21 protein-coding genes are annotated in these 25235 nt (G+C 64.4%); 13 read left to right on the top strand and 8 right to left on the bottom strand.

The features are described from left to right. Positions 1-29: 29 nt before the first annotated feature. Positions 30-905 (top strand): MetQ/NlpA family ABC transporter substrate-binding protein, encoded by an 876-nt coding sequence (locus tag FDN03_RS14205; RefSeq protein WP_138178192.1) that lies wholly within the window; start codon positions 30-32, stop codon positions 903-905. Positions 906-1074: 169 nt separating this feature from the next. On the opposite strand, the gene FDN03_RS14200 is transcribed toward FDN03_RS14205, so the two are convergent. Then, the gene (locus FDN03_RS14200) at positions 1075-1983 is read right to left on the bottom strand and encodes a hypothetical protein (protein WP_138178190.1); all 909 of its coding nucleotides are present in this window, start codon (positions 1981-1983) and stop codon (positions 1075-1077) included. A 61-nt stretch (positions 1984-2044) separates the two neighbouring features. Further along, positions 2045-2968 carry a LysR family transcriptional regulator gene (locus FDN03_RS14195; RefSeq protein ID WP_138178188.1) on the bottom strand — a complete coding sequence of 308 codons (924 nt, stop codon included), beginning with the start codon at positions 2966-2968 and terminating at the stop codon, positions 2045-2047. A 71-nt stretch (positions 2969-3039) separates the two neighbouring features. Between FDN03_RS14195 and FDN03_RS14190 the strand changes: the two genes are divergently transcribed. The 4 genes from FDN03_RS14190 (at position 3040) to FDN03_RS14175 (ending at position 9837) form a co-directional block, all read left to right on the top strand. Next, positions 3040-4089, top strand: a complete 1050-nt coding sequence (locus FDN03_RS14190; protein ID WP_138178186.1) for a putative sulfate exporter family transporter — start codon at positions 3040-3042, stop codon at positions 4087-4089. A gap of 165 nt (positions 4090-4254) precedes the next feature. Further along, on the top strand, positions 4255-5421 hold the full coding sequence (locus FDN03_RS14185; RefSeq protein ID WP_138178184.1) for an exonuclease SbcCD subunit D: 1167 nt from the start codon (positions 4255-4257) through the stop codon (positions 5419-5421). Further along, complete coding sequence (locus tag FDN03_RS14180; RefSeq protein WP_138178182.1) at positions 5418-8459, top strand: SMC family ATPase; 3042 nt, start codon at positions 5418-5420, stop codon at positions 8457-8459. The genes FDN03_RS14185 and FDN03_RS14180 overlap by 4 nt, the downstream gene beginning before the upstream one ends. Positions 8460-8568: 109 nt before the next feature. After that, positions 8569-9837, top strand: coding sequence for an MFS transporter (locus tag FDN03_RS14175; RefSeq protein WP_349291718.1), 1269 nt, complete (start codon positions 8569-8571; stop codon positions 9835-9837). A 102-nt stretch (positions 9838-9939) separates the two neighbouring features. Here the strand turns inward: FDN03_RS14175 and FDN03_RS14170 are convergent, their stop codons facing one another. Both FDN03_RS14170 and FDN03_RS14165 read right to left on the bottom strand, forming a co-directional pair. After that, positions 9940-10653: a VIT family protein gene (locus FDN03_RS14170; RefSeq protein WP_138178207.1), complete on the bottom strand. Its 714-nt coding sequence runs from the start codon at positions 10651-10653 to the stop codon at positions 9940-9942. 213 nt (positions 10654-10866) lie between these two features. Further along, positions 10867-11559: a helix-turn-helix domain-containing protein gene (locus FDN03_RS14165; protein ID WP_138178179.1), complete on the bottom strand. Its 693-nt coding sequence runs from the start codon at positions 11557-11559 to the stop codon at positions 10867-10869. 316 nt (positions 11560-11875) lie between these two features. Here FDN03_RS14165 and FDN03_RS14160 point away from each other — a divergent pair, with 316 nt between their 5' ends. From FDN03_RS14160 to FDN03_RS14140, 5 genes are all read left to right on the top strand, one after another. Next, the gene (locus tag FDN03_RS14160; RefSeq protein ID WP_138178178.1) at positions 11876-12376 is read left to right on the top strand and encodes an SRPBCC domain-containing protein; all 501 of its coding nucleotides are present in this window, start codon (positions 11876-11878) and stop codon (positions 12374-12376) included. 155 nt (positions 12377-12531) lie between these two features. Beyond that, positions 12532-13878 carry an MFS transporter gene (locus tag FDN03_RS14155; protein ID WP_138178177.1) on the top strand — a complete coding sequence of 449 codons (1347 nt, stop codon included), beginning with the start codon at positions 12532-12534 and terminating at the stop codon, positions 13876-13878. A gap of 185 nt (positions 13879-14063) precedes the next feature. Then, a complete protein-coding gene (locus FDN03_RS14150; RefSeq protein ID WP_138178175.1) occupies positions 14064-15053 on the top strand; it encodes a hypothetical protein in 990 nt (329 codons plus the stop codon). Between the two features lie 313 nt (positions 15054-15366). Then, on the top strand, positions 15367-16500 hold the full coding sequence (locus FDN03_RS14145; protein ID WP_138178174.1) for a ferrochelatase: 1134 nt from the start codon (positions 15367-15369) through the stop codon (positions 16498-16500). Between the two features lie 312 nt (positions 16501-16812). After that, positions 16813-18315: an MFS transporter gene (locus tag FDN03_RS14140; protein WP_212743916.1), complete on the top strand. Its 1503-nt coding sequence runs from the start codon at positions 16813-16815 to the stop codon at positions 18313-18315. Between the two features lie 54 nt (positions 18316-18369). On the opposite strand, the gene FDN03_RS14135 is transcribed toward FDN03_RS14140, so the two are convergent. Next, positions 18370-19032 carry a phosphoribosyltransferase family protein gene (locus FDN03_RS14135; protein WP_138178172.1) on the bottom strand — a complete coding sequence of 221 codons (663 nt, stop codon included), beginning with the start codon at positions 19030-19032 and terminating at the stop codon, positions 18370-18372. Between the two features lie 207 nt (positions 19033-19239). Then, a complete protein-coding gene (locus tag FDN03_RS14130) occupies positions 19240-20346 on the bottom strand; it encodes an acyl-CoA desaturase (RefSeq protein ID WP_246049793.1) in 1107 nt (368 codons plus the stop codon). Between the two features lie 342 nt (positions 20347-20688). On the opposite strand from FDN03_RS14130, the gene FDN03_RS14125 reads away from it, so the two are divergent. The 3 genes from FDN03_RS14125 (at position 20689) to FDN03_RS14115 (ending at position 22264) form a co-directional block, all read left to right on the top strand. Continuing rightward, entirely contained in the window at positions 20689-20922 is a 234-nt protein-coding gene (locus FDN03_RS14125) for a hypothetical protein (RefSeq protein WP_138178170.1), read from the top strand. Positions 20923-21347: 425 nt separating this feature from the next. Beyond that, the gene (locus FDN03_RS14120) at positions 21348-21551 is read left to right on the top strand and encodes a cold-shock protein (RefSeq protein ID WP_138178168.1); all 204 of its coding nucleotides are present in this window, start codon (positions 21348-21350) and stop codon (positions 21549-21551) included. A gap of 317 nt (positions 21552-21868) precedes the next feature. After that, on the top strand, positions 21869-22264 hold the full coding sequence (locus tag FDN03_RS14115; RefSeq protein WP_138178167.1) for an META domain-containing protein: 396 nt from the start codon (positions 21869-21871) through the stop codon (positions 22262-22264). Between the two features lies 1 nt (position 22265). Here the strand turns inward: FDN03_RS14115 and FDN03_RS14110 are convergent, their stop codons facing one another. Further along, positions 22266-23279, bottom strand: coding sequence for a LacI family DNA-binding transcriptional regulator (locus tag FDN03_RS14110; RefSeq protein ID WP_138178165.1), 1014 nt, complete (start codon positions 23277-23279; stop codon positions 22266-22268). A gap of 112 nt (positions 23280-23391) precedes the next feature. Further along, positions 23392-25071 (bottom strand): glycoside hydrolase family 13 protein, encoded by a 1680-nt coding sequence (locus FDN03_RS14105; protein ID WP_138178164.1) that lies wholly within the window; start codon positions 25069-25071, stop codon positions 23392-23394. Positions 25072-25235 lie beyond the last annotated feature (164 nt).

The following is a 25235-nucleotide window of genomic DNA, read 5'->3' as shown; positions in this document are numbered from 1 at the left end:
CTTCACCTTCACTACTTCAAAGGAACACCATGTCACTGACTCGTCGCAGGATCATCACCTCAGCAGCCGCCTTGGCCGTCACCGGTCTGCTGGCTTCATGCGGTTTGACCGGCAATGTCAATGCCGGGAACGACAAGACCATCAAACTGATCGTCACCGAATCGGCGCCCACCCAGGAGCCCACAAAGATCGCCGAGCGCATCCTGGAGGAACAGGGATGGGATGTGCAGGCGACCTACGTCACCGACATTGTCCAGCCCAACCACGTGGTGGCGAACGGTGATTATGACGCGAATTTCTTCCAGCACGCAGCCTACCTGGAGCAGTTCACGGCGGATCAGAACATCGAGGTGGACCCGGCCTTTTACATGTACGGTTCACCGGCCGGGCTGTACTCGACCAAGCACAAGTCGGCGAAGGAACTGCCCGATGGGGCCAAGATCGCCATCCCGGTGGATCCCTCGAACAACGGCCGGGCCCTGGCCCTGCTGGCCAAGGAGGGGCTGCTGAAGATCACCGAGGGCAAGAGCGTCATCCACCTTTCGCAGAACGACATCCTGGAGAACCCCAAGAACTTCTCCTTCGTTGAGGTGGACCAGCAGTCGCTGTCCAAGACCCTGCCCGACGTGGATGCCGGCTTCCTGTTTGTGAGGCTCGGCGGGGAGATCGGGCTGACCCCGCAGGATGCGCTGCTGTTTGAGGAAGAGGAGGACGCCCTTCCCTACAACAACCTGGTGGCGGCAAAACCCGGTTTCATGGAGACCGAGAAGGGCAAGGCCCTGGAAGCCGCCTACCATTCCGATGAGGTGCGCGAATGGTACGAAGACTACCTCGACGGCGCACTGCCCACCCCCTGGGATCGCGACCCGGCAGCGGACCTCGCCACCTGGAACACCCAGAACTAACGAACACATCTAAAACGCCTGCGAGGGACAAGCCACCGGCTTGTCCCTCGCAGGCTCTACGCATTGCCGGGGTCATGGCCATCGCTCGTGCCCAATAACCCGTTCTCGTGAACGGTGGGCAGGAGCGCGTCACCCCGACGGGCCAGCGGGCCGAGGACCAACCGCTCGATCAGCCGACCAGGCCCATCCAGCGCTCATGCAGTTCGGAAATGATGTCATCGAGCACCGAGGCGGGGCGTTCGGCGATCAGGTCGGTGCCGTACACGGCGGCCAGCAGGGCGACGGCGTACGCGTCGGCTTCTGGATCCCGGGGCTGCTCGGCCTGCGGATCCTCGTCTTCGTTCTCATCGGCCCCGCCAAAGTAGGCGGCATAGGCTTCGGCGGCGGGACGGTCCAGGGAAGCGGCAACGGTGTCCACGATCCCGCGCAGGGCCTCGGCAGCGCTGCCTTCCAGTCCCTTCAGGTGCCCCTGCCAGTCCCCGGCTGCGGCGGTGGACTTCTCCAGGGCCGAACGCAGGATCAGTGCGGCGGCGGCGGCGGTATTCGCCGCCGGTTCCCCGTGGCTGAGGAACGCGGCCGACTTGGCCAGCGCCTTCGTGTTGGCCTGCGGTACCCGGGCGATGAGTGCGGTGACCGCGGCGCGCGGCAGCACCCCGGTGCTGTCGTTCTGGGCGCCCGTGGGACGTGCCGCATAGCCCATGTCCGCGCTGTCCAGCCCGCTCAGGTTCGCCGGGTCCCCGGCCGCGATGCCCTCGGGGCGCTCCACGGCGGCGAATTCGGTGTCGATCCAGCGCTCCAGCGGCTGCGGCGCGGATTCCGGGAAGGAGCCGGTCAGCTGCTTGTAGGCGCGCAGGGAGGCCAGCCACATGCAGGCGGCCTCATCGCTGGCGACCCCGCTGTTGGCCCACTCCAGGGCTTCGAGCAGACCGTCGGCCACGTACAGGGCCAGCAGTTCGGTGGCCCCGGGTTCGTGTCCCTCCCGGGCGTGGGTCGCGCCGTCGGCCAGGCCAAGCAGGACCGCGAAAACCTTGTCGGAGTAGTCGTCGGGCAAAACTTCAAAATCACCGGTTTGAGTCACGCCTCCCATTCTAGCCACGCCCCGGCCGCGCGCAGGTGCCCGGCCCCGGCCGGGTGCGGACCTAGGGTTCGGGGGAGGTGCAGATCTCCATGAAGCGGGCCACGGCCGCGGACATCGGGCGGCTGGCCTCCCAGATCGCCCGCAGCGGCCGGTTCAGGGCGGTGCCGGCAATGGGCAGCTGCACGAACCCGGGGTGGGCGGCGCTGCCTTCGATGGCCAGCCGGGAAATCACCGCCGGTCCCAGCCCGGCGGCCACCGCATGGGTGATGGCCGAGTTGGAGTTGAACTCCACGATCGGGGTGACCCGTTCGGTGCCCACATAGCTGTCCAGGAAGGCGCGGGTGCCCGAACCGGCCTCGCGCTCCACCAGCGCGGTGGCGGCCAGTTCGGCCAGGGTGACCGGGGTGCCGCGCTGCACCCACGGGTGGTGTTCGGGGGTGATGAGCACCAGCTGGTCGGTGTAGACGGTCAGGGCCACCAGCCCCTCGGGCACCTGCGGGGTTTCCACGAATCCCAGCGCGGTGTCGCGCTGCTGCACGGCGCTGATCACCTGGTCAGAGTTCATCACCCGCATCCTGGTGCGCACCGCCTGGTCGGCCTGGCGCAGCCTGCGGATCCAGGTGGGGGCCAGGTGCTCGGCAATGGTCATGGAGGCGGCGAAGCTGAACTCCTCGTCCGCCGAGGTGGCCAGCGCCTGCGCCCCGGTCCACAGGTTCTCCATGCTGCCCAGCACCTCGCGCGCCCACTGCACGGTGAGCTTGCCCTCGCTGGTCAGCTTCGAGCCGGTGCTGGCCCGCGCCACCAGCTGGTAGCCCAGGCGCCGCTCCAGGGTGCGCAGCGCCCGGCTGGCGTTGGGCTGGGCCATGCCCACCGCCCGCGCCCCGGCGCTGAGGCTGCCCCTGTCCTCGATGGCCACCAGCAGGGCCAGGGCCGCGGGCTGCAGCCAGTGTTCTATCCTTGGAGGCTGGTTCGGCAATTCGTCCATATCAAAATCATATGACAGTGATAGCCAGCGCGTGGCTACCGGCCCCACGCCAGGCATGAAAAGTTCGAGGTATGCAGAAAAATCAGCTCACCGCCCCCGCTAAGTCCACGTCAAGCCCCGCTGCCGCCAGCCGCCCGGGGACCTGGCGGGTGTTGGGGCCGGGGCTCGCGGCCTGCCTGGCCGGCGGGGCGATCTCCCTGCTGGCCGCCCAGGTGCTGCCGGTCAGCGCCCTGCTGATCGCGATCCTGCTCGGCGCACTGTGGCGCAACCTGTTCCCGGTGCCCGACGCGCTGGCCCCCGGGGTGGCCGTGGCGTCCAAGCGGCTGCTGCGCATTGGCATTGTGCTGCTGGGCCTGCAGCTGTCGCTGTCCACGATCCTCGGCCTGGGCGCCGGGGTGCTGGCCGTGGTGGTGGCCAGCGTGGGCATCGCCTTCTTCGCGAGCCTGCTGATTGGCAAGTGGCTGGGCCTGGAGCTGCCGCAGCGGCTACTGATCGCCGCCGGCTTCTCCATCTGCGGGGCCGCGGCCGTGGCCGCCACCGAGGGCACCGTGAAGGCCAAGCAGGAGCAGGTGGCCACCGCGATCGGCCTGGTGGTGCTCTTTGGCACGCTGATGATCCCGCTGGCACCGGCACTGGGCGCCCTGGTGGGCTTTGACGAGGAAGCCACCGGGATGTTCATTGGCGCCTCCACCCATGAGGTGGCCCAGGTGGTGGCCGCCGGCGGTGCGGTGGGCACCTCGGCGCTGGCCGTGGCGGTGACCGTGAAGCTGGCCCGCGTACTGATGCTGGCCCCGGTGATGGCCGGGGTGGGGCTGTACATGCGCCGCAAGCACTCGGTGACCGCCGACACCAAGCCGCCGGTGGTGCCGCTGTTCGTGGCCGGGTTCATCGTGGCCATGCTGGTGCGCACCGTGGGGATCCTGCCCGAGCCGGTGCTCGATGTCGCCGCGCTGATCCAGACCTTCCTGCTGGCCACCGCCATGTTCGGTCTGGGCCTGGGCGTGCACCTGCGCACCATCTTCAAGACCGGCGGCCGCTCGCTGGTGCTGGCCGCCGCCGCAACCGTGGTGATCATCCTGGTCGCCCTGGCCGGAACCTTCATCTTCCCGCCCGCCGGCTAGGCGTACACGGCGAAACCTGACGACAAGGCCTCCCTGTCACCTGCATACTCCAGGTGATGGGGAGGCCGTGTCGTGCACGGCACCAGTCAGCGAACCGCGCGCTGTTCACGCACAGCGCGCTCGCCGGTGGATCAAAGCGTCGCAGGGATTGCATAAGGTGAAGGTATGCGTTTGCTTCATACCTCGGACTGGCATCTGGGCCGGTCCTTCCACGGTGCTTCCCTGCTTGAGAACCAGCGGGCGGTGCTCGAAGAGCTGGTCCGCCTGGTGGAAGAGCGCCACATTGACGTGGTGCTGATCTCCGGGGACGTCTATGACCGCGCCCTGCCGCAGGTGGATGCGGTGAAACTGTGCAACTCCATTCTCGGGCAGCTGCGGGGCGCCGGGGCGAAGGTCATCATCACCAGCGGCAACCACGACTCGGCCGCCCGGCTGGGCTTTGCCGCCGAACTGATTGACGCTGCCGGGGTGCATATCATTGCCGATACCACCAGGATGAGCGCCCCGGTGATGGTGCAGGGTGAAGACCACCAGATCGCGGTGTACGGCATCCCGTACCTGGAGCCGCGCATGGTGATGGCCGAGTTGGAGGCCGAGAAGCTCTCCCATGAATCGGTCGTCGCCGCCGCGGTCACCCGCATCCAGCAGGACCTGGCGGCCCGCCGGGCCGCGGCCGACACCCCGGTGCTCGCCTTCTCCATGGCGCATCTGTTCGCCGCCGGTGGCGTGGGCAGTGACTCCGAACGGGAACTGAGCGTGGGCAACCTCGACGTGGTGCCGGTGGAGCTCTTCGGTCCCTTCGACTACTCGGCGCTGGGGCACCTGCACGGCCGGCAGCGGCTGAGCGATACCGTGCGCTATTCCGGCTCGCCCCTGGCCTACTCATTCTCCGAGGCGAACCAGCGCAAGGCCGTGTGGATCATTGACACCGACGCCAGTGGCGTAAAGGAAATCGAAGCAGTGGAGATGCCGGTTCCCAAGAAGCTGGCCGTCCTGAGCGGCAAGCTGCAGGACCTGCTGGAGGACCCGGAGCTGGCCTGGGCCGAGGAAGCCTGGTGCCAGGTGACACTGACCGACACCGACCGCCCGGCCGAGGCGATGACCCGGATCCGCACCCGCTTCCCGGACACCGTGGTGCTGCTCTTCGCCCCGGAAGCCTCCACCCGCAACACCCGGGAAAGCTACGCCCAGCGCCTGGCCCGGGCGAAGTCCACCGAGGAAGTGTGCACCGACTTCATTGACCATGTGCGCCACCGCCCGGCCGATGAACATGAGCAGGAACTGGTGGCTTCGGTCATCCGCAGTGTGCGTGAAGCAGGAAGTGAAAAATGAGGATCCACCAGCTGACCATCCAGGCCTTCGGGCCGTTCGCCGGCATCGAGCACATTGACTTTGACGAATTGGGCGCCGCCGGGCTGTTCCTGCTGGACGGGCCGACCGGCGCCGGAAAATCCAGCATCCTGGACGCCATCTGCTATGCCATCTATGGTGCGCTGCCCGGCAACCGGCAGGGCAACCGGCAGATTCGTTCGGACCACGCCGCCGCGGGCCTCGCCCCGGAAGTGGCCTGCGAACTGTCGGTGGGAACCCGGCGCTTTGAGGTGACCCGCTCCCCGGCATGGATGCGTCCCTCCAAACGGGCCAAGAGCGGCTTCACCGAGGAGAAGGCCAAGAGCGCGCTGCGTGAATACGTTGACGGGGAATGGCAGGCGCTGTCCACCCGCAACGACGAAGTCGGTCAAACCCTGGGCGCGGTGCTGGGCCTGGACAGGGAACAGTTCACCAAGGTCGTGATGCTGCCGCAGGGCGGATTCGCCGACTTCCTGCGCGCCAAGGACACCGAACGCGAAAAGCTGTTGGCCCGGCTCTTCGACACCAGTGACTACGCCAAGATCGAGGAGGAGTTCGCCGCCCGCCTGCACCAGGAACGCAAGCGCACCGAGACGATTGAAGCCGAACTGGCCGCCATGGAAAACCAGGTGCGTTCGGACGCAACCGGGGCACTACAGGCCGCCGCGGTCGAGCTGCCCGGCGCCGACGAACCGGACCTGGACTTTGACGGGCTTCAAGAGCGTCTGGAAACCCTGCGCCAGCAGCGGGCCGAAACGGCAAAGGCCCGCCGCGCCGATCAGGCCACGGCCTCACGGCGCCACCAGCAGCTACAGGAACGGCAACGGATCTTCGGACGGCTGGCCGAACTGCGGCAGCTGGAAACCGCGCACGCCGCCAACGCCGAAGCCGCGACGGCCGCCGAGGAACGCCTGCACTTGGACGCGAAGGCCACCCAGATCAGCGCCTACCAGCGGCAACAACGCGATGCACAGCAGAACGCATCCGCGGCCCGGCAGCAGCTTGAATCCCGTGCCGCTAACTTCACAGAGCGATTCCCGGAACGCGAGATCCAGTACACGCAGCAGACCCTGCAGTCCTTGGCGACCGAAGCCAATGAACTTGGCGAGCAGCTTGGCAGCATCCGTTCGGCCCTGCCCGCCGAGGAGCAACGCGAACAGTTGGCCCGTGAGCTGCTTCGCCAGCAGGAGCTGACCGGCAAGGAACAGGAAAAGTCCGAACGGGCCGAGGCAATGATTGCCACGTTGGCCAAGGAACGAGACGAACTGCAGGCCAAGGACCTGGATGAGGTGGCCGCAGCCGCCAGCGTGCAGCAGGCCGAGCAGGCCCTGCAAAAGGCCACCGAGCAGGTGGCCGCGGTGAAGCGGCGCGAGGAGCTGCGGGACATCAAAAACAAAGTCCAGGTTTTGTACGATGGGGAAGCCAGCAGGCTCCGGGACCGGCAGAGCAGCCTCCTGGAAGCGCAGCAGACCCTGCTGAATCAAAGTGCCGCGCGCTTGGCTGCGGGCTTGGTCGAGGGCGAGCCATGCCTGGTCTGTGGGGCCACCGAACACCCTGGGCCTGCCGTGGCCGAAGCCGGCGAGGAACTGGTCGATGAGGATGCAGTGGAGCATCTGCGCGAGCAGGTCGAAGCCCAGCGTGAAAAGACCAGGCAGGTGGAAGCAAAGCTGCATGCGGCCACCACCCGCTATGAGGAAGCCGCCGCGGTGGCTGGGCAGACCACTCGTGATGAGGCTCAGCAGCAGGTCGCGCAACACCAGGAAGCGCTGAAAGAGGCCCAGAACGTTCGGGCCGGTGTCGCCAAGCTGGTGGCCCAGCTGGCGAAGGTTCAGCATGAGAGCGAGAAGCAAGCACAGACCGCCGCCGCCGCGAAACTTGCCCATGGTGTTGCGGTGGAAAAGACCGAGGCGCTGGGCCGGGAACTCAATCAGCTTGATGCCCGGCTATCCGAACTGCGCGGCGGTTACGGGTCATTGGGGGAGAAGCTGGCAGACCTGAAGGCCGACCACTCGGTGCTCAGTGCGCTGCACCAGGCGCTCTCCAAGTCCCTGGACGCCACCGCGCATCTGGAGGATTGCTCCCGGCGCTGGGAAGAAGAACGGACCGCGGTCGGTTTCACCGATGACGCGGCCCAGGCCCAGGCGCTGCTGGAACCCGGTGTCCGCCAAGAACTGGAGCAGCTGCGCGCGACCCACCAAAAACGTGCTGCGGCCATCGAGACTCTGTCCGCTTCGGAGGATGTCATTCAAGCCCGGCAACTGGAAGCCGAGGGAAATACGGCACCGGACACCGGGGAGCTGGAACGGGACGCTGCAGCGCTGCAGGAAGCCGAGGAAACCTACGAGCAGGCCCGCCAGGCCGAAGTTGTTGCCGCTGCTTCCCTGCAGCGCCTGCAGGAAGGACGGGACAGGCTCGCCCGACGCATCAGCGATACCGGCCCGGTCATTGAGTCCTACCGGCGGCTCAAGGCGCTGGCTGAGGTGGTCCGCGGCGGCGGGGAGAACCGGCTGAAGATGACGCTGGGCACCTATGTGCTGGCCGCCCGGCTTGAAGAAGTCACCGCCGCCGCCACCGAACGGTTGCAGGTGATGAGTTCGCAGCGCTATTCACTGGAACATGACGACACGGCCCGGGGCAACGCCAAGTCGGGACTCGGCATCCGGGTGCATGACTCGTGGACCGGGAAGTACCGCGAAACCCAGACCCTCTCCGGGGGAGAGACCTTCATGGCCTCCCTGTCCCTGGCCCTCGGGCTGGCGGATGTCATCTCCCACCATTCCGGGGCCGTGGACATGCAGACGCTCTTCGTCGATGAGGGCTTTGGCTCCCTGGACACCGAGACCCTGGAACAGGTCATGGAGGCGCTGGAGTCACTGCGGTCCGGCGGACGCGTCATCGGGGTGGTCTCCCACGTCAGCGAGATGAAACAGCGCATCACCAACCGGTTGACCGTTACCAAGGCCAGGGAGGGATCCACCATCAGCACCAATGCGGAGCGGAGCTTGCTCACATTGAGCTAGACACCGGGGAAACTGGCACGTATCTTGAAAAGAGCGCCCAATGGCGTGTTTGGGTTTTCTGTGCGTTGAGGGGCGAGGGACAACGCACGCTTTAGTTATTGGAGAAAAGTTGACCCAAAAGTCTTTGTCCCAGGCCTCGGCCGCGGACAATTCGAGTTCTTCTGGATACTCTTCTTTGGTCCCGCTCGTGGGACGCGGCTACCTACCGTTGGCGTTCTTTGCACGCCTTCCGTTGGCCATGCTGACCATCGGGTCGATGACCCTGTTCACCGCGAGCACCGGCTCCTATGCCCTGGGTGGGCTTTCGGCCGCCATGGTGGGGCTCGGCTCCGCCGTGGGCGGACCAACGATCGGCTACGTGGCCGACCGGATTGGGCAGCGCAAGGTGCTGCTGACCGCGGCCCTGCTGCACACCCTGATGCTGGCGGTTCTGACCTGGTATGGCAGCCGCGGTGACGCCGTCACGGTGGCAGCGCTGGTGCCCGTTAGCCTGCTCACCGGGGCGACCGGCCCCCAAGTGGGTCCCATGTCCCGTGTCCGCTGGATCTCCATGACCCGAGCGCGCGGACTGCGGCCCAAGGTGCTCGGCGCGGCGCTGGGTCTTGAATCAATGCTTGACGAGCTGGGCTTCGTGCTGGGGCCGGTGGCCGTGGGCTTCCTGGCCTCGGCGCTGAACCCGGCGTTGCCGCTGATCATTGCCGCGGTGCTCACCATCATCCTGGTCCCGATCTTTGGCCTGCATTCCACCGAGCGTTCGGTGATTCCCAGCCCGAAGGATTCGCGGCACGCCAAGGCCACAAAGGTTCAGGTGGCCGCCATCAGCGCCATGGTGCTGGGCATGATCGGCCTGGGCACCGTGTTCGGTTCCTCCGCCGCCGGCACCCTGGCCTTCGCCGGCGCCATGGGTGACTCCAACCGCGGCGGCATGCTCTATGGTGCCGTGGGCCTGTCCAGTGCCATCGCCGCGATCTCCGTGGCCATGTGGCCCGCCGCGTTCCCGCATACCTCCCGCTGGATCGCCTCCGCCTCCTTCCTGGCGTTGACCAGCCTGCTGCTGCAGCTGCCCCAGTCCACCGGATTCATGCTCGCCATGCTGTTCCTGGTCGGCTTCGGCGTGGGACCGATCATCGTGGTGGTGATGACCCTGGGCGGCGAGGTGGCGCCGGCCGGACGGCTGTCCACGGTGATGACCATGCTCTCGGCCGGAATTGTCGTTGGAACCGCCATCGGCAACGGTCTGGCCGGCCTGCTTGCCGAATCCATGGGTTACTCCGGGGCCTTCTGGGTGTGCACCGGTGCCGCCGTTGTGATCGCCCTGGCCGCCATGTTCATGAAGATGCTGGTGGCCCGCTCCGAACAGCTGGTCAACGTTCGCTAGCACCGGCCCTTGATGGGAAGCAGCAGCGGCCCAGGACGTATCGTGTCCTGGGCCGCTGTTGCCGTTTAAACCCGGTTTGCTGGCTAGAAGCGATGTTCGTGCTTAGTTGATCGCCACGCCGAAGAGCAGACCGATGATGTAGGTGGCGGCCATGGTGGCGCTGCCCATCACGACGTTGCGCAGGATGGCCCGCAAGCGCGGGGCGCCGCCCAAGGCGGCGCTGATCCAGCCGGTCAGCAGCAGACCGATGACGACGGCCACCGCGGCGACGATGATCCGCGCCGATTCCGGCGGCAGCAGGATCATGATCAGTGGAATCAGGGAACCGACGGTGAAGGCGATAAAGGAGGAGAATGCGGCAGCCCAGGGGCTGGTGTACTCCTCGGGATCAATGCCCAATTCCACTTCGGCATGGGCAGCGAGCGCGTCATGGGCGGTCAGCTCCGCTGCCACCTGATGCGCCAGCTTCGGGCTCAGGCCCCGGGCCTCGTACATTCCGGCCAGTTCCTGCAGTTCTTCCTCCGGCATCTCGGCCAGCTCACGCTTCTCCTTGGCAATCAGCGCCTGCTCGGTGTCGCGCTGGGTGCTGACCGAGACATACTCGCCGCCGGCCATGGAGAACGCGCCGGCGACCAGGGCCGCGATGCCTGCCGTGGCAATCGCTCCCAGATTTCCCGGGGTGGCGGCTGCGACGCCGACGACCACGCCGGCGGTGGAAACGATCCCGTCATTGGCTCCAAGAACCCCGGCCCGCAGCCAGTTCAGCTTCTGGCCGATGCGGTTGTCGTGCGGTTCGTTGGGGTGGGTGTGCGGCATTGACCCATCCGGGGTGTGGCTCTCGGACGTGGACACGATGACCTCCAGATTCTGGTCTGGCCGCGCGATGCAGCCAGTACCGTGATTCAACCGGCCGCCATCCGGCGGCCAGCCGATGCTCCTTGTTGTCACTCACCGATATTGCCTGGAGACCTCATTGTCCGTTGATGAGTGGGTCTTGTGGGTGGATCTGCTTTCGGTGTTCCAGTCTTCCTAGGAAAGATCCTCGCTGATGACCAGCGCTGATTCCTTTAACGCCCGGACGATCTTCTCGTGTTCCTGCACGGTGCTGGTTGCGAAGACGACGGCCAGCGCGGCTGGCAGCGTGTTGGAGGTGTGCAGGGGCACGGCCAGGGACGTCACGCCGCGGATGACCTCATCCACGCTGCTGGCATACCCGTTGATCTTCGCGTCACGCACCTGCTCGCGGTAGTCCACCCCGGTGTTCATGGCATCCCATTGGCTGTGGGTGTAGTTGGATTGAATCGCGATGGGCGGGGCGCCCACGTCCATGCCGTGCCGGGTTCCGGGACGGTGCACAATGGCACGATGGGAGTGGGCCGGCTCCACCGACACCAAGGTGGTGCACAAGTCATGCTCCCACACCGCGACGAACGCGGTCATGGACAGGGTGTTGGCCAGCTTTGTCAGTTCCGGCAGCGCCGTGTTCTGCAGATCCCGCTGCACCGAGCGGGCCAGGGTGGCCAGGCCCGAGGCGGGTCGGATCCGCCCGGCCTCGTCCCGGGCCAGCAGGCGGTGATCCTCCAGGGTGCGCAGAATCCGGTAGGCGATGGAGCGGTGGACTTCCATCTTCTCGGCGATCTCGGCAATGCTCAGGTTCGTGGGGGAGTCCGCCACGATTTCGAGCATCCGTACACCGCGGGAGAGAGTCTGGGAAGCTGACATGATCCTTGTCCTGCCGAGGGGCGGTGGCCCGCCCAAAAGAATGGGTGCAGGGTCTGGCGCCCAAGGCGTGACCCTACCTGCATCCTAGTCATTCTGTAATCGAACAGCCAGTTCGATTTTTGAACTGCTGACTGCTTTCGTTCACATATTTTCAGCCGGGTTCACGTTCCCGCGCCGGTCGCCGGGAATGGCAATAGAGGCCTCTGCCCGCCCCTATGGAAACGAACCGTGTTTTGCTAGCCTACAAGCCACGATCGCGGGCATCACCGCCGGCGGGTCGACACCGATCGGTCAGGAAGAACAGGGGAGTGGGATCATGATGGCGACGCCGACTGGAAGCAAAACCGAGGATGGGGCACTGCGCCTGCTGCGGGTCTTCCCCATCGACCAACAGGAGCTCTGGAAATTACTGACCGAACCAGCCCAAACCGACCGGTGGATCGGATCGTGGTCCGGGGATCCGGCCAGCGGGAGCGTAGAGCTGACGTTGAATGCCGAAGAGGGGAGGCCGGCGATGGAAATGCGCATCATTGACTGTGATGCCTCCTCCCATCGTCTCGTGGTTGAATCCTCCCCCCAGAACGGGGAGGTTTGGAGGCTGCAGCTGCAGGTGCTCAGCGACCCGGAGGGAAGCCTGCTGGAATTCGTGATGCCGAACCTCGAGCCCACCCAGGCCGGCTCCATTGGCCCAGGGTGGGAGTTCTATCTGGACCGTCTGCTGGCCGCGGCCGCAGGCCAGGATCCACAGGCGATTCGCTTTGATCCCGATTACTACCCGGCGCTCCGCGATTATTACGAACTGCTGTTCAAGCCCTGATCCGTGCGGCAAAACCACTCGTCAAGAGTCCGTTCTCGGAGTGTAGAAAAATCTTGTTGTGAGCAGCCTCACCCGTAGCCTATGATTGTGATCTGAGTTACCGTCTGAACGGTCGGTAATCAGATATTCGGAATCTCGCAAACTCAAGGGCACTCATGACTACCTCGCTTGTTACCCGCAGACAGGAAGAACGGCGCGTTCTGGCCGGCACCCTGGTGGGCACCACCATCGAGTGGTACGACTTCTTCATCTTCGCGCAGCTGACCGCGACCCTGCTCACCCCGCTGTTCCTCGCCCCGCTGGGTGAGTCGAACCCGGGCATCGCGCAGATCCTCTCCTTCGCGATGATCGGCATTTCCTTCTTCTTCCGTCCGCTGGGCGCCGTGATCGCCGGACACCTCGGTGACCGGTTCGGGCGCAAGCGGATCCTGGTGATGACCCTGATCCTGATGGGCATCGCCACCTCCCTGATCGGCCTGCTGCCCACCTACGCGCAGATCGGTGTTGCCGCACCGATCCTGCTGGTGCTGCTGCGCGTGCTGCAGGGCTTCTCCGCCGGCGGCGAATGGGGCGGCGCGGCGTTGATGAGTGTGGAGCACGCACCGAAGGGCCGCCGCGGCTACTTCGGCGCCTTCCCGCAGATCGGTGTTCCGATCGGCATGATCCTGGCCACCGGCATCCTGTACGTGCTGCGCGTGTCGATGACTCCCGAACAGTTCATGGCCTGGGGCTGGCGTATTCCGTTCCTGCTCTCGGTGGTGCTGATCCTGGTCGGTCACCTGATCCGCCGCGCACTGGAGGAATCCCCGGTCTTCAAGGAGATGGCCGAGCGCAAGAGCGAGGAACACACCCCGCTGAAGGACTTGATGAAGACCAACTCCAAGCAGGTCATCCAGGCCGCGTTGATCTTCATCTCGAACAACGCCGCCGGCTACCTGGTCATCGCGTTCTTCATCGCCTACACCACCAAGGTGCTGGGCCTGGAGATGGCCCCGGTGTTGCTGGCCACCACCATCGGCTCCTTCGGCTGGTTGATCTTCACCCTGGTCGGCGGCTGGCTCTCGGATAAGATCGGGCGCCGCAACACCTTCGTCATCGGCTACGGCATCGTCTTCGTGTGGATGATCCCGATGTTCATGCTGATCGACACCGGCTCGATCGTGCTGTACACCGTGGCGATCTTCGTGCTGACCATCGGCCTGGGCCTGTCCTACGGACCGCAGTCGGCCATGTACGCCGAAATGTTCCCGGCGCACATCCGCTACTCGGGCATCTCGATCGGCTACGCCATCGGCGCGATCCTCGGCGGCGCCTTCGCCGCCACCGTGGCCCAGGTGCTGCTGGAGACCACCGGCTGGTCCGGCTCGATCGCCATCTACATCATGGTGCTGACCGTCATCTCCACCGCGGCAGTGCTGTGGGTGGGTGAGACCCGCCACCGCTCGCTGGGTGTGGAGGGCTTCCACGCGGACGGCACCGCCAAGATCCCGAGCGTGCACTAGGCAAGGACAACCGGCGGCGTGCTGGCGCCGCCACCGGCACCGGGCCGGGTGGGACGGGGAGCAGGTCCCCGAACCCACCCGGCCCGGTGCCTTTGTGTTCGGGAACCCAGACGGCAAACCGCTGGATTGCGCCGGCGATATGACACGATAAGAAAAACCCGCCTTCCACCACCGCAGGAGCATTGATGGCCGCCCGCTTGCCCAAAGCCGCCCGGCAGTACCTCGACGAATTGCGACAGGCCCTTTCCGGACTAAGCGCCGCCGAACGCGAGGACGTGCTGGCCCACACACGGGCCCAGTTGGTCAGGCTGCCGCGCCGGGGACGGCACAAGCAGGACATCCTGGACAGCCTCGGCCCGGTGCAGCGGATCGCCGCGGGCTTCGAGCGGGTCGAACCGCAGGAGCTGAAGGTCTCCAGCGGGTTTGAGTTCCTCACCCGGATCCTGGCCTGGCCCACGTTCGCGTTCTCGCTTCTGACCGCCGCGGTGCTGCTCTTCGCCCCGCAGGCGCCGATGAGCGTGGACGTGGCCGGTGCCCTCGGCCTGGGCTTCGAGGGGGAAGTCAGCTTTGGGTACATTGAGGCACGGCAGGCCGGAATCTGGTTCAACGCCGAACTGTTGCCGGCCGCGCTCGTTGCCCTGGTCCCCGCCTTGTTCAGCCTCACCCCGCTGATCCTGCGTGACAAGGCTGCGATCTGGCTGCAGCTGCTCGGGGCCGTGGTGATGAGCGTGGTCTCCATCCTGGCCGGGCTGGGTATTGGCATGTTCTATTGGCCGGTGACGGTCCTGCTCTACTCCCAGGCGATTGTCCCGTGGGTGCTGCTACGCTCGGCGATGGGCCGGGCGGGGTGGATCTGGCGAACCATTGGCGCGGTGCTGCTCTTGGCGACCCTGCTGCTGCATGGCCAGGCGGTCTTCACGCTGTATCACCAGCTGTGGCTGCTGGTGTTCCCGGCGATCCTGCTCCTGCCGGTCTTCGGTCATTTCCTGCGCTGGTGGTGGGCCGATATCGCGCTGATCGCCGTGGGGCTCGGGGTGATTATCTACGCCTCGCTGGCCTGGCCGGTCATGATTTACGGCTTCATCGCCGGCGGCCTGTTCTTCATCGTGGGGCACCTGGGCCTGGCGGGGAGCATGTGGCATCGCCGTTCAAGGGATCTGCTGGCTCTGCTCTAGGGGCCATCATTGGCCCCAGGCAACGGTGAGGGTACGGGCCAACCTGCTTCGAGTCGGCGGCCTGGTGATGTTTTTCGTTTCCCGGATTTGCGCTTCCGTTCCTTCTCGCCAAGAATATAGCTAGCTAAGCTAGTGAATATCGAGGTTCTCCTTCGCCAGACCCTATGGCAGGGGCACCTCAACTTTCTGCTGGATCTATCGCGCACCCGAAGAGTGGACCATTGGCGACACCCGATGGTCGTTATCGCTTTCCATTTCTGAAGAAAGGACTGGCCGACTGCCCGCTGTGCACGGGCCAGGCCAACAAACCAACATGAGCAATGCCAGCCTTGAACCCTTTGACGCATTGATTCTGGTGTCCTTCGGCGGACCGGAAAAGCCGGAGGATGTCTTGCCCTTCCTGCAAAATGTCACCCGGGGCCGCGGCATCCCCGATGAGCGGCTCGTGGAAGTGGGCGAGCACTACTACAACTTCGGCGGCCGCTCACCCATCAACGAGCAAAACCGGAATTTGCTCGATGCCCTCAACCAGGAGCTGCAGCGGCGCGATATCCGGATCCCTCTGCTGTGGGGGAACCGGAACTGGGATCCCTACCTCACCGATGAAGTGCGAAAGCACGCCCAGCAAACCGGAGCCACCCGATTCCTGGCCATCACCACTTCTGCCTATTCAAGCTACTCCTCCTGCCGTCAGTACCGTGAAGACTTCGGCGGGACGGTTCAGGCATTGGCCGAGGATGGCATTGAGGTGTCCTTCGACAAGGTCCGCCAGTACTACAACCACCCCGGTTTCGCTGAGGCAGAACTGCAGTGCGTCCGCCGTGCCTTGAGCGAATTCCAACAGAACGTGGGGGAGCTGGACCCCGACACGCACCGGGTCCTGTATGTCACCCACTCCATTCCCGCGACCATGCAAGACGCCTCGCAGCGGTACACCGCCGGCTACCAGGCCGAGCACGAACAGCTCATCCAGTGGATTGAGGGCCAGCTGCCCGAAGAGCAGAGGCTGCCTTCGGAATTGGTTTACTGCTCACGCTCGGGATCCCCGCATACACCGTGGCTCGAACCGGACGTCAATGACCGCATGCGCGAATTGGCTGTGGAGGGCATCGATGGCGTCGTCGTGGTTCCGCTGGGATTCGTCTCGGATCACATGGAAGTTAAATACGATTTGGATACGGAAGCCGCCGCCACGGCCGAGGAACTGCAGCTGCAGTTCGTGCGGGCGGACACCGTGGGTACTTCCGCATCCTTCGTGAGCGGGCTGGTGGACCTCGCCCTGGAGCGGGCGGCGCAGGTTCGCGGGGAATCGCCGGAGCTGCCAGCCGTGACGCCCGGCGGTCCGCTCGCTGCGGGCAGTGGAGCGTGCTCGCTGAACTGCTGCCTCGGCGCCAAGCTGAAGCCGACCGCACCACAGTGGCCGGCCGAGGGGAGCGCGACCGTTTAGACAGTCCGGCAGGGCGGGGACCAGTTACCCGCCCTGTCGGTCTCATTTCCTGCGGCGGTTCATGACTGGTTAGCAGGTCAGGGAATAATTTGCCGACGCAACGGAGTTGAGCAGTACGAGGCTAGGCCCCAACGCGACCACCAGGTTCATTTTCGTCCCGACGCCCGTTTTTCACATTGAGGAACGTGGCATCGTCTGGGCTCAATGTGTCGGCTAGTTCGACCCCGTTCATGGCGGCACGGAGCATTTCAGATAGCCTTCCTATGGAAGTAATCCCGGCGTTGAGCCGGCAGGTGGTCGTGAAGGGATGGAATGGCTGAGAATCGTGCTGCCGGTGAGGCACCCATGGATGAGGCAACCCGCTGGCGGGTGCTGATGGTCCTCTTGGCCACCATGTTCATGTCCCTGGTCGGAGTGAGCATTGTCAATGTCGTCCTGCCAGCCATCCAGAACACCCTGGGCGCCAGCGAATCGGATATCCAGTGGGTGCTCTCCGGCTACGCCCTGACCTTCGGCGTGGTGCTGGTGGCCGCTGGACGCGCCGGGGACGTCTTTGGGCGAGGCGCCATCTTCCTCAGCGGCCTGGTCATCTTCACGCTCTCCTCGATCCTGGCCGGATTTGCCCCCGATGCCACCAGCCTGAACATTGCCCGCTTCATCCAGGGCCTGGGCTCGGGCCTGCTGAACCCGCAGGTGCTGGGCATGATTCAGCAATACTTCCACGGGCCAGAACGAGGCCGTGCCTACGGCGCTCTGGGCACCGTGGTCGGTTTTTCGGTTGCCATTGGCCCGGTACTTGGCGGCTTCCTGGTGCAGGGACTGGGGGAGGACCTGGGGTGGCGCTCCACCTTCCTGGTCAACGTGCCGATTGGCCTGCTGGCCATAGTCTTGGCGCTGCGCTGGCTGCCGCGGCCGCTATTTCGCAAGCTTCAGGTTCCTGCCAGTGACCCCTCGGACGCCGCAGCTGCGGCCGTGGTGAAGCACAGGCATGGGGTGGACCTCGACCCGGTGGGCAGCATCATGCTTGGCCTGTCGATCCTGGCCCTGATGCTTCCCTTCGTCCAGGGCCGGGAGACCCCGTGGACCTGGTGGCTGCTGCCCGCCGCCTTTGCACTGCTGGGCGGTTGGATTCTCTGGGAGAAGAACTACAAGCGGCGTGGCCGCGAACCCATGGTGGACCTGCAGCTGTTCAAGATCCGCTCCTTCACCCTGGGCAACATCATTGCCGGGCTCTACTTCATGGGCGTGACCAGCGTCTGGGTTTTGGTGGCGGTGTACGTCCAGCAGGGCCAGGGACTGACCGCGCTGCAGGCGGGCATGGTCGGTCTTCCGGCCGCTTTGGCCTCCGCAGCCAGCTCCCATATTGCAGGCAAGTACGTGGTCCAGTTCGGGCGGCGACTGGTGATCTGGGGCATCCTCAGTGCACTGGTCGGCTTGGTGTCCACCATTGCGATTGTGGAGCTCAACGCCCAGGACCAGGTGAGCATCTGGTGGCTGCTGCTGACGCTGAGCTTTATCGGCGTGGCACAGGGTTCGATCATTTCCCCGAACCAGGCGCTGACCCTCATGGATGTTCCGGTGGAGAACTCGGGCAGTGCGGGCGGTCTGATGCAGACGTCCCAGCGCATCGGTACCGCGGTGGGGATCGCGGTGATCACCGCAATCTTCTACGGCACCCAGCACCTGACCGGCGAATGGAACACCGCCATGACCGTGGGCTTCATCGCCATCACGGTAATGGTCGTGCTGACCCTGGTGGTCGCCATCATTGACCAGCGCAAGGGGCACGGGATCGCCACCGTGGTGGGGCACTAGGACCCGCCTGCTGGCATAGCGTCTTCGAACCATCCAGGACCGATGACCGGTGGCTCACGCCTTGCTGTGCAGCAGCGCGAGCACCTGGTCCCGCTCCACCGGCTGGAACTGCTCATAGTAGGCTCCCACGGCGGTGAAACCCCCTGGCTTCAGCAAGGCGACGGCTTCGTCGGCGACCTGCGACAACTCGTTGAGCACCTCCGGGGGTGCCACCGGTGCGGCAATGATGATCCGCTCGGGTTCCAGCTGCTGGACCAGTTCGACCGCCGCCTTGACGGTGGCTCCGGTGGCCAGCCCGTCATCGCAGATCACCACGATCCGCCCGGCCAGGTCCGGTGAATACTCCTGGAACACCTCGGCCAGCTCGGCCAGCGCCTGTTCGGTTTCGGCCTCCACCCGGTCCAGCTGGGCGCTGCCGAAGCCTTCCTTGGCACGACGGTGGATTCCCTCATTGAGGTAGCGTCCGGAGAAACCGCGGTAGGAGGCCATGGCACCGTAGGCCAGCTCCGGGTTGCTGGGCACCCCGAGCTTGCGTACGGCCAGCGCGCCTAGTTCCGCGCCCAGCGCCCTGGCCACTTCCGCGGCGATGGGCACGCCCCCGCGCAGCAGCCCCAGCACGACGTACTCGCCGGCCTCCAGCCGAGTTGCCAACGCCAGCCCCAGAGAAGTGCCGGCCTGTTCCCGATTCTCGAATCTTTGGTTCGCCCGTTGTGTCATGGTTCCAGTCTTGCCCAGATCAGTCGATTGCAACAGACCTCACAGAAAATATCCTGACTAGTCACTATGGGCTCGACGGTCGGTCAAAGAGGCCGAGCGCGCCCAGCAATATGCGCCGGGTGTTTCAGACATACCGCTGCTCTCGAACGCAACTGCGCACATTGCCGGCAACAAGCCGCCCGAAGCTTTCCCGCCCGGGGGTTCGGACTAGAACTGCCGGTAGGCGGACACCATGGGGCAGTCGAAGGGATCGCGGGCCGAGAGTCCAACCTTGTTCAGGTATCGGATCACCTGCGCGTAAGACTGGCGCACCGAGGCCACCGTGTAGGTGATCTGGTGTTCGGCACAGTAGGCGCGCACAATCCGGGAGACCTCGGCCAGGTTGGCTCGCGGCATCGAGGGGAACAGATGGTGTTCGACCTGGTAGTTCAGCCCGCCGTAAATGATGGAGAGCAGTTCGTTGCCCCACCGGCTCTTGGCCATGACGTTGCGGCTGGTGAGTACCTGCCGGGAGAAGAAGTCAATGCGCATGTTGTTCGGGACCATGGGCATGCCCTTGTGGTTGGGGGCAAAGGAGCCGCCCATGTAGATGCCGAAAACCGCGAGTTGCACGCCGATGAAGGCGAACGCCATGCCGATCGGAAGGAAGGCGAAGATCAAGGCCAGATAGATGGCCACGCGCAAGACAATCACGGTGATTTCGCGGCTGCGGTTTTTCACTCGCTTGGCCACGAACAGGTACTTGATGGACTGAAAATGCAGGTTCAGCCCTTCCAGGGTCAGCAGCGGAAAGAACAAATACCCCTGGCGTTCGGTGATCCACTTCAGCAGACCCTTTTGCCGCTGTGCGTCGGCCGGCTGGAAGGAGATGGTGTCCCATTCAATGTCCGGGTCCTTGCCCACCGTATTTGGCGTGGCGTGATGCTTGTTGTGCTTGTTCATCCACCACTGGTAGCTGATGCCGACCACGCCGTTGGCCAGCAGGCGTCCGAGTTTGTCATTGGTCTTGGCGGAGGAGAGGATCTGGCGGTGTGCGGCCTCGTGGGCCAGGAACGCGAACTGGGTAAGCAGGATTCCCAGCGCCCCGGCCATCAGCAGCTGCAACCAGCTGTCACCAAGCAGGATGAACCCGGTGATGGTCCCACCGAGCAGACCCAGCAGGACCAGGCCCATGCCTAGGTAGTGGCCGCGGCGCCGTCCATTGAGTCCCGCGTCGCTGACCAGGGCCTTGACGTGGAAGAAGCTTTTGGGATCCCCGGGCCGCACTGAAGTGGCCGGTGGAGGGGTGGGCAGGGTGGAAGTGATGCTACTCAAGTGCAGAGTCCTTGGGTGGTAGCGGCGACTTTTCAGTCGAAAGAACTGAAAGTCTCAACTCCTATAGCTTCAGTCTATCTACGCTGGATGTGAGTTGCCAGAGTAATGTGCTGGCATCCCCTGTGACCACAATCGAGAGAGTCGGCGTGGGGCTTCGAAGTACCCAAACAACGGACAATGACGTGCAGGTGATGGAACCACTGATTGAGGTCTACATCTGCCTCCAATTACTTCCGCTCGATAGTATCGGGCAAGCAAACTGATATGCTCAAAACGCTGCTAACTTTACGCCGCGAGTACCGAAGTATCATCCAAATTCATCGTCAACGACGGGAACACTTCATGAGTAACAGCCCGGAAGCAGCACTAGGAATCGCTTTACTCACCTCTCTAGTTCGCCAGGACAGAGAAGCTTTTCTCCTCATCGCATCTGAGCTCGAGGGCGGTAATGCGCAAGCTGTGGCGATACTGGCTCGACTAGGGGAAACAATGGTCAGTATGATCGCAAGCCTCTTGCAACTCAGTAGCGAGGAAGCGTTAACGCGCGTGGCGGCTGCGATTGCGCTCAGCGAATAACCGACAGGTTCGACTGTAAAGCGGAAAAAGAACGACGCGGAGTCCGCTTCGTGTGATACCGTAGTAGTAATTAGTCTCCTCGAGATGAAATATCATCCATCTCGTTTCAGATCTTTCTTGAATTTTTCATAAACGTCTTTGCGCTGGTATTCCCGGCAAAAAGGGAATAGCGTTACCTGAAATAATTGTCCCTATATCTTAAATAGGGCAGTCGGTAGAGGGCTTTCGGTCTCAGAACTCTAGCTCGGTCGACAATCTATCTCTCGGATAAAATTTTTGAGCTCGTGAACTCAGTATTCGATGTTCACCCGGCCTCTGGGCCTGCTCAAGCTTTGCATTATCACGGGATTCATCAGAACTCTTGCTGTGTAGCCGATGTGGCGTACACGCGTACTGCCGTTATCTACGGCTCGATAGGAATTTACATGACCACCGGCATCGTAAAATGGTTTAACTCCGAAAAGGGCTTCGGATTCATTGCTCCGTCCGACGGATCCGCTGACGTCTTTGCTCACTACAGCGCGATCCAAAGCTTTGGATTCAAAAACCTTGAAGAGGGCCAGACTGTGGAGTACAAGCTTGAAGCTGGGCCTAAGGGTCCTCAAGCAACTGAGATCCAGGTGCGCTAGCTACTTTTCATAATTAACAAAGGGCGGGACAAGAAGAATCTTGTCCCGCCCTTTGTCGGCTCTTAAAACTTCAGCGTGGTGCTGACAGTGGGCACCAAGCTACACTTCTAGGCGGCATTGACCGGGGCGCCTAGTAGCCAGTCCCGCGTGAAAGACGCCGGGTGGCCCGTGATTTCTCTCCGCGGGGTGGGAAAGGCCCGGTAGACTTGATCACCAAAAAGTGATCCTCGAACCGGTGAATGTGGAGCTTAGATGCCATTATTTTCGCACTCTAAGATCAGCTTTTCGTCTTGGCCACCCTTAACGACGATCTCGCCATGAAAATCGTCGAGCTGGTGTGGGGTATGAGACGCATTCCATTTTTTCGTTCGTGGGCCATATTCATGATGCTGGCCAGTTCCTGCGCCATATCCGGCGGGAAGTCGCAGGATCCCACGGGATTGTGGGGACAACAGGAGCAGGGCCAGCCCTGGCTGAAACTGTTCAAGGAGGGCAAGGCAGCGGGAAGCGATGGCTGCAACAACCTGATGTCCACCTGGAGCCAGGAGGCCGAGAAGATCAGCTTCAGCGCGATGGCCAGCACGATGATGTACTGCCATGGCGTGGACACCTGGCTGAGCACCGCCGACCACGCAACCATCCAGGACGGCTCCCTGCTGGTCTTCGATGCGAATGATCAGCAGATCGGTACCCTGCAGCGCGGGGAACGTTAGCTCAGGCGTCGGTGGCCGGGCGGCTGGTTGAGCTGCGCACGATGAGCTGGTGCTCAAGGTGGTGGGCCCGTGCCGGCGCCTCGCCGCGGATGGCCTTCAGCAGCATGGCCACGGCAAATTCGCCCTGCTGGTGCGGCTGCTGGCGGATGGTCGTCAGCCCGAAGAGTTCGGCCAGTTCATGGTCATCCACGCCGACCACCGACAGGTCCTGCGGCAGCTGCAGGCCCAGGTCGCGGGCTGCGAGGATCGCCCCGATGGCCATTTCATCGCTGGCGGCGAAGATGGCGGTGGGCCGGGTCGCCGGGTTGCCCAGCAGCTGCTTGCCCACCGTGTAGCCCTGGCCCATCGTGAAGTCCGCGCTGACGCACAGCTGCTCATCGACGTCGATCCCCGCCTCGGCAAGGGCACGCTCGTAGCCGATGCGCCGATGGGAGGGTACGCGGAAGTCGAGGTCGGTTTCCGAGGATCCACCGATGTAGCCGACCCGGACATGGCCCAGGGACAGCAGGTGGTTGGTGCCCAGGGCGGAGACCGCCTCATCATCCACGTGCAGGGTGGGTACGCCGGGCAGGGGTCCGCCCACCCCGACCAGGGGCTTGTTCAGTGCGTGCAACGCCACCAGCTCCTGCTCGCTGAGCTCCACGTTCACGGCGATCACCGCATCCACCCGTTGGCGCTGCAGGAAATCGGAAAAGATCTGGTGGCGCTGGCCCGGATCCTTGGTGAGTTGGTAGAGCGTGGTGTCATAGCCCTCGCGCATCAGGGCCGTGCAGATCCCCTCCAGCACGCTGGCGTAGAACCAGTGGTTGATCACCGGAACCAGGACGCCGATATTCCGGGTGCGCCCCGAAGCCAGTCCCGAGGCACTGGAGGAGACGACGTAGCCCAGCTCGCTCGCGGCGCGCTGCACCGCGGCCTGTGCCGCGGCCGAGACATTGCCCCGACCGGAGAGCGCGCGCGAGACGGTCGCCACCGAGACGCCCGCGGCCCGAGCTACGTCTTTGATGCTGGCCACGTGGTTCCTTCCGACGCAGTTGTGGGGGCAAGTGAGGGCAATGGGGCGGCAGGGCGCGACGGGACGGCTGGGGCCCGCGGCGGCCACGGCACCAGATTACCCGGGAGCCTGATCAGGCGCGGAACCATATGGTCGATTCCGCGGCGATGCGCCGTCCCGCGGGCTGCTGCGCGCTGGTGGCGGCAACGGCCAGCCCGGTGGTCTGTGGGGGCAGTTCCAGATCGGTGCCCGCGAAGTTGGACACCACCAGCACATCACGGTTGGCAAAGGCCAGCAGATCCGGGTTGCCGGTTTCCAGCCAGCTGAGCGAGCCGGTGCCCAGTTCATGCTCCCGGCGTACGCGCAGCAGTGTGTAATACAGGTTCAGGGTCGAGTCCGGATCCGCACGCTGCACGTCGCGCGCGTAGTCCTGCCAGCCCTCGGGCTGCGGCAGCCAGCTGCTGCCGCTGGGGGAGAACCCGGCGGCGGGGGAGCCGGCTTCCCACGGCAGCGGGACCCGGCAGCCGTCGCGGCCGTAGCGTTCGCCGTTGGTGCGGAACCAGGTGGGGTCCTGCCGCGCCTCATCGGGCAGGTCCACCGCCTCGGGCAGCCCCAGCTCCTCGCCCTGGTACAGGTAGGCGCCGCCGGGCAGCGCAAGCATCAGGGCACTGGCCGCACGCGCCCGCCGCAGGCCCACGGCCGGATCCGGCAGGTTCGGGGTCAGCGGGCCGATGCCCTCACCCTGCGGGTTCTCCTCGGTCAGCGCCAGCCGGGTGGCGTGGCGCACCACATCGTGGTTCGACAGCACCCAGGTGCTTGGCGCGCCGACCGCCCCGAACTCCCGCAGCGACTCGTCGATCGTGGCGCGGATCTGCCCGGCGTTGAAATGGCAGGACAGGTACGGGAAATTGAACGCCTGGTGCATCTCATCCGGACGCACCCATTTGGCCATCAGGGACAGCGGGCTGACCCAGGCCTCGGCGCACAGCACGCGCTCGCCGCCGTACTCGTCCAACACGGTGCGCCAGTCGCGGTAGATCTCGTGCACGGCCTCCTGACCCCACCAGGGGGCGAGCTCCTCGGTGCCGCCCATGGACGCGGCGGCGGGGTCCACAACGTAATCCGGCAGCCCGTCGGCCTTGATCAGGCCATGGGCGACATCCACCCGGAAACCGTCGGTTCCCCGATCCAGCCAGAAGCGCAGCACATTGCGGAACATTTCCCGAACCTCGGGGTTGTGCCAATTGAAATCCGGTTGCGAGGAATCGAAGACGTGCAGGTAGTACTGTCCCGGTGTGCCGTCCGGGTTGGTGGTCTGCGTCCACATGGGACCGCCGAAGACCGATTCCCAGTTGTTGGGAAGACCGCCGGGAGCCGCGTCGCGGAAGATGAACCGGTCCCGCTCCGGGGAGCCTGGCGCGGCGGCCAGGGCCTGCTGGAACCACGGATGCTGATCCGAGCAGTGGTTCGGCACCAGGTCAACGATGACGCGCAGGTCCAGCTCGTGGGCGCGGGCGACCATGGCGTCGTAGTCGGCGAGCGTACCGAAGCGCGGATCCACGTCGCAGTAGTCGCTCACATCGTAGCCGGCGTCCTTTTGCGGGGAGGTGAAGAAGGGGGAGAGCCAGATGGCGTCGACCCCGAGGTCTGCCAGGGACTGCAGCCGCGCAGTGATGCCGGGCAAATCCCCCATGCCGTCGCCGTTCGCATCGGAGAAGGAACGAGGATAAATCTGGTAGATCACCGAGGAGCGCCACCATTGGGCGCCGGCCTCGGTCCTCCGGGAATCAGCGAGGGAACGGATTTGAGTCATGACGGTAACCCTAAACGAATTCCCATCGGTTGTAAACGCTTTCAGTTTGGACGCCGCCAGCCACCTTGGAATGCGGTTCCCTTATCGCCAGTACGACGGATTGAAGCGATTTTCCTGAGGTTCTTGTCATCGTTCATGATCTATGCCACTCTGGAAACGCTTAC

The organism is Glutamicibacter sp. V16R2B1, assembly GCF_005774635.1.
Taxonomy (GTDB): Bacteria; Actinomycetota; Actinomycetes; order Actinomycetales; family Micrococcaceae; genus Glutamicibacter; species Glutamicibacter creatinolyticus.
The sequence above is the reverse complement of the archived record's forward strand: the minus strand, read 5'-3'. Positions and strand labels throughout refer to the sequence as shown.

Coding starts and splice junctions, on each gene's coding strand:
- FDN03_RS14135 (WP_138178172.1), bottom strand. CDS start 19,032: ATGACACAACGGGCGAACCAAAGATTCGAGAATCGGGAACAGGCCGGC.
- FDN03_RS14170 (WP_138178207.1), bottom strand. CDS start 10,653: ATGCCGCACACCCACCCCAACGAACCGCACGACAACCGCATCGGCCAG.
- FDN03_RS14190 (WP_138178186.1), top strand. CDS start 3,040: ATGCAGAAAAATCAGCTCACCGCCCCCGCTAAGTCCACGTCAAGCCCC.
- FDN03_RS14180 (WP_138178182.1), top strand. CDS start 5,418: ATGAGGATCCACCAGCTGACCATCCAGGCCTTCGGGCCGTTCGCCGGC.
- FDN03_RS14120 (WP_138178168.1), top strand. CDS start 21,348: ATGACCACCGGCATCGTAAAATGGTTTAACTCCGAAAAGGGCTTCGGA.
- FDN03_RS14160 (WP_138178178.1), top strand. CDS start 11,876: ATGATGGCGACGCCGACTGGAAGCAAAACCGAGGATGGGGCACTGCGC.
- FDN03_RS14115 (WP_138178167.1), top strand. CDS start 21,869: ATGAAAATCGTCGAGCTGGTGTGGGGTATGAGACGCATTCCATTTTTT.
- FDN03_RS14125 (WP_138178170.1), top strand. CDS start 20,689: ATGAGTAACAGCCCGGAAGCAGCACTAGGAATCGCTTTACTCACCTCT.
- FDN03_RS14140 (WP_212743916.1), top strand. CDS start 16,813: ATGGCTGAGAATCGTGCTGCCGGTGAGGCACCCATGGATGAGGCAACC.
- FDN03_RS14155 (WP_138178177.1), top strand. CDS start 12,532: ATGACTACCTCGCTTGTTACCCGCAGACAGGAAGAACGGCGCGTTCTG.
- FDN03_RS14105 (WP_138178164.1), bottom strand. CDS start 25,071: ATGACTCAAATCCGTTCCCTCGCTGATTCCCGGAGGACCGAGGCCGGC.
- FDN03_RS14185 (WP_138178184.1), top strand. CDS start 4,255: ATGCGTTTGCTTCATACCTCGGACTGGCATCTGGGCCGGTCCTTCCAC.
- FDN03_RS14145 (WP_138178174.1), top strand. CDS start 15,367: ATGAGCAATGCCAGCCTTGAACCCTTTGACGCATTGATTCTGGTGTCC.
- FDN03_RS14165 (WP_138178179.1), bottom strand. CDS start 11,559: ATGTCAGCTTCCCAGACTCTCTCCCGCGGTGTACGGATGCTCGAAATC.
- FDN03_RS14195 (WP_138178188.1), bottom strand. CDS start 2,968: ATGGACGAATTGCCGAACCAGCCTCCAAGGATAGAACACTGGCTGCAG.
- FDN03_RS14150 (WP_138178175.1), top strand. CDS start 14,064: ATGGCCGCCCGCTTGCCCAAAGCCGCCCGGCAGTACCTCGACGAATTG.
- FDN03_RS14205 (WP_138178192.1), top strand. CDS start 30: ATGTCACTGACTCGTCGCAGGATCATCACCTCAGCAGCCGCCTTGGCC.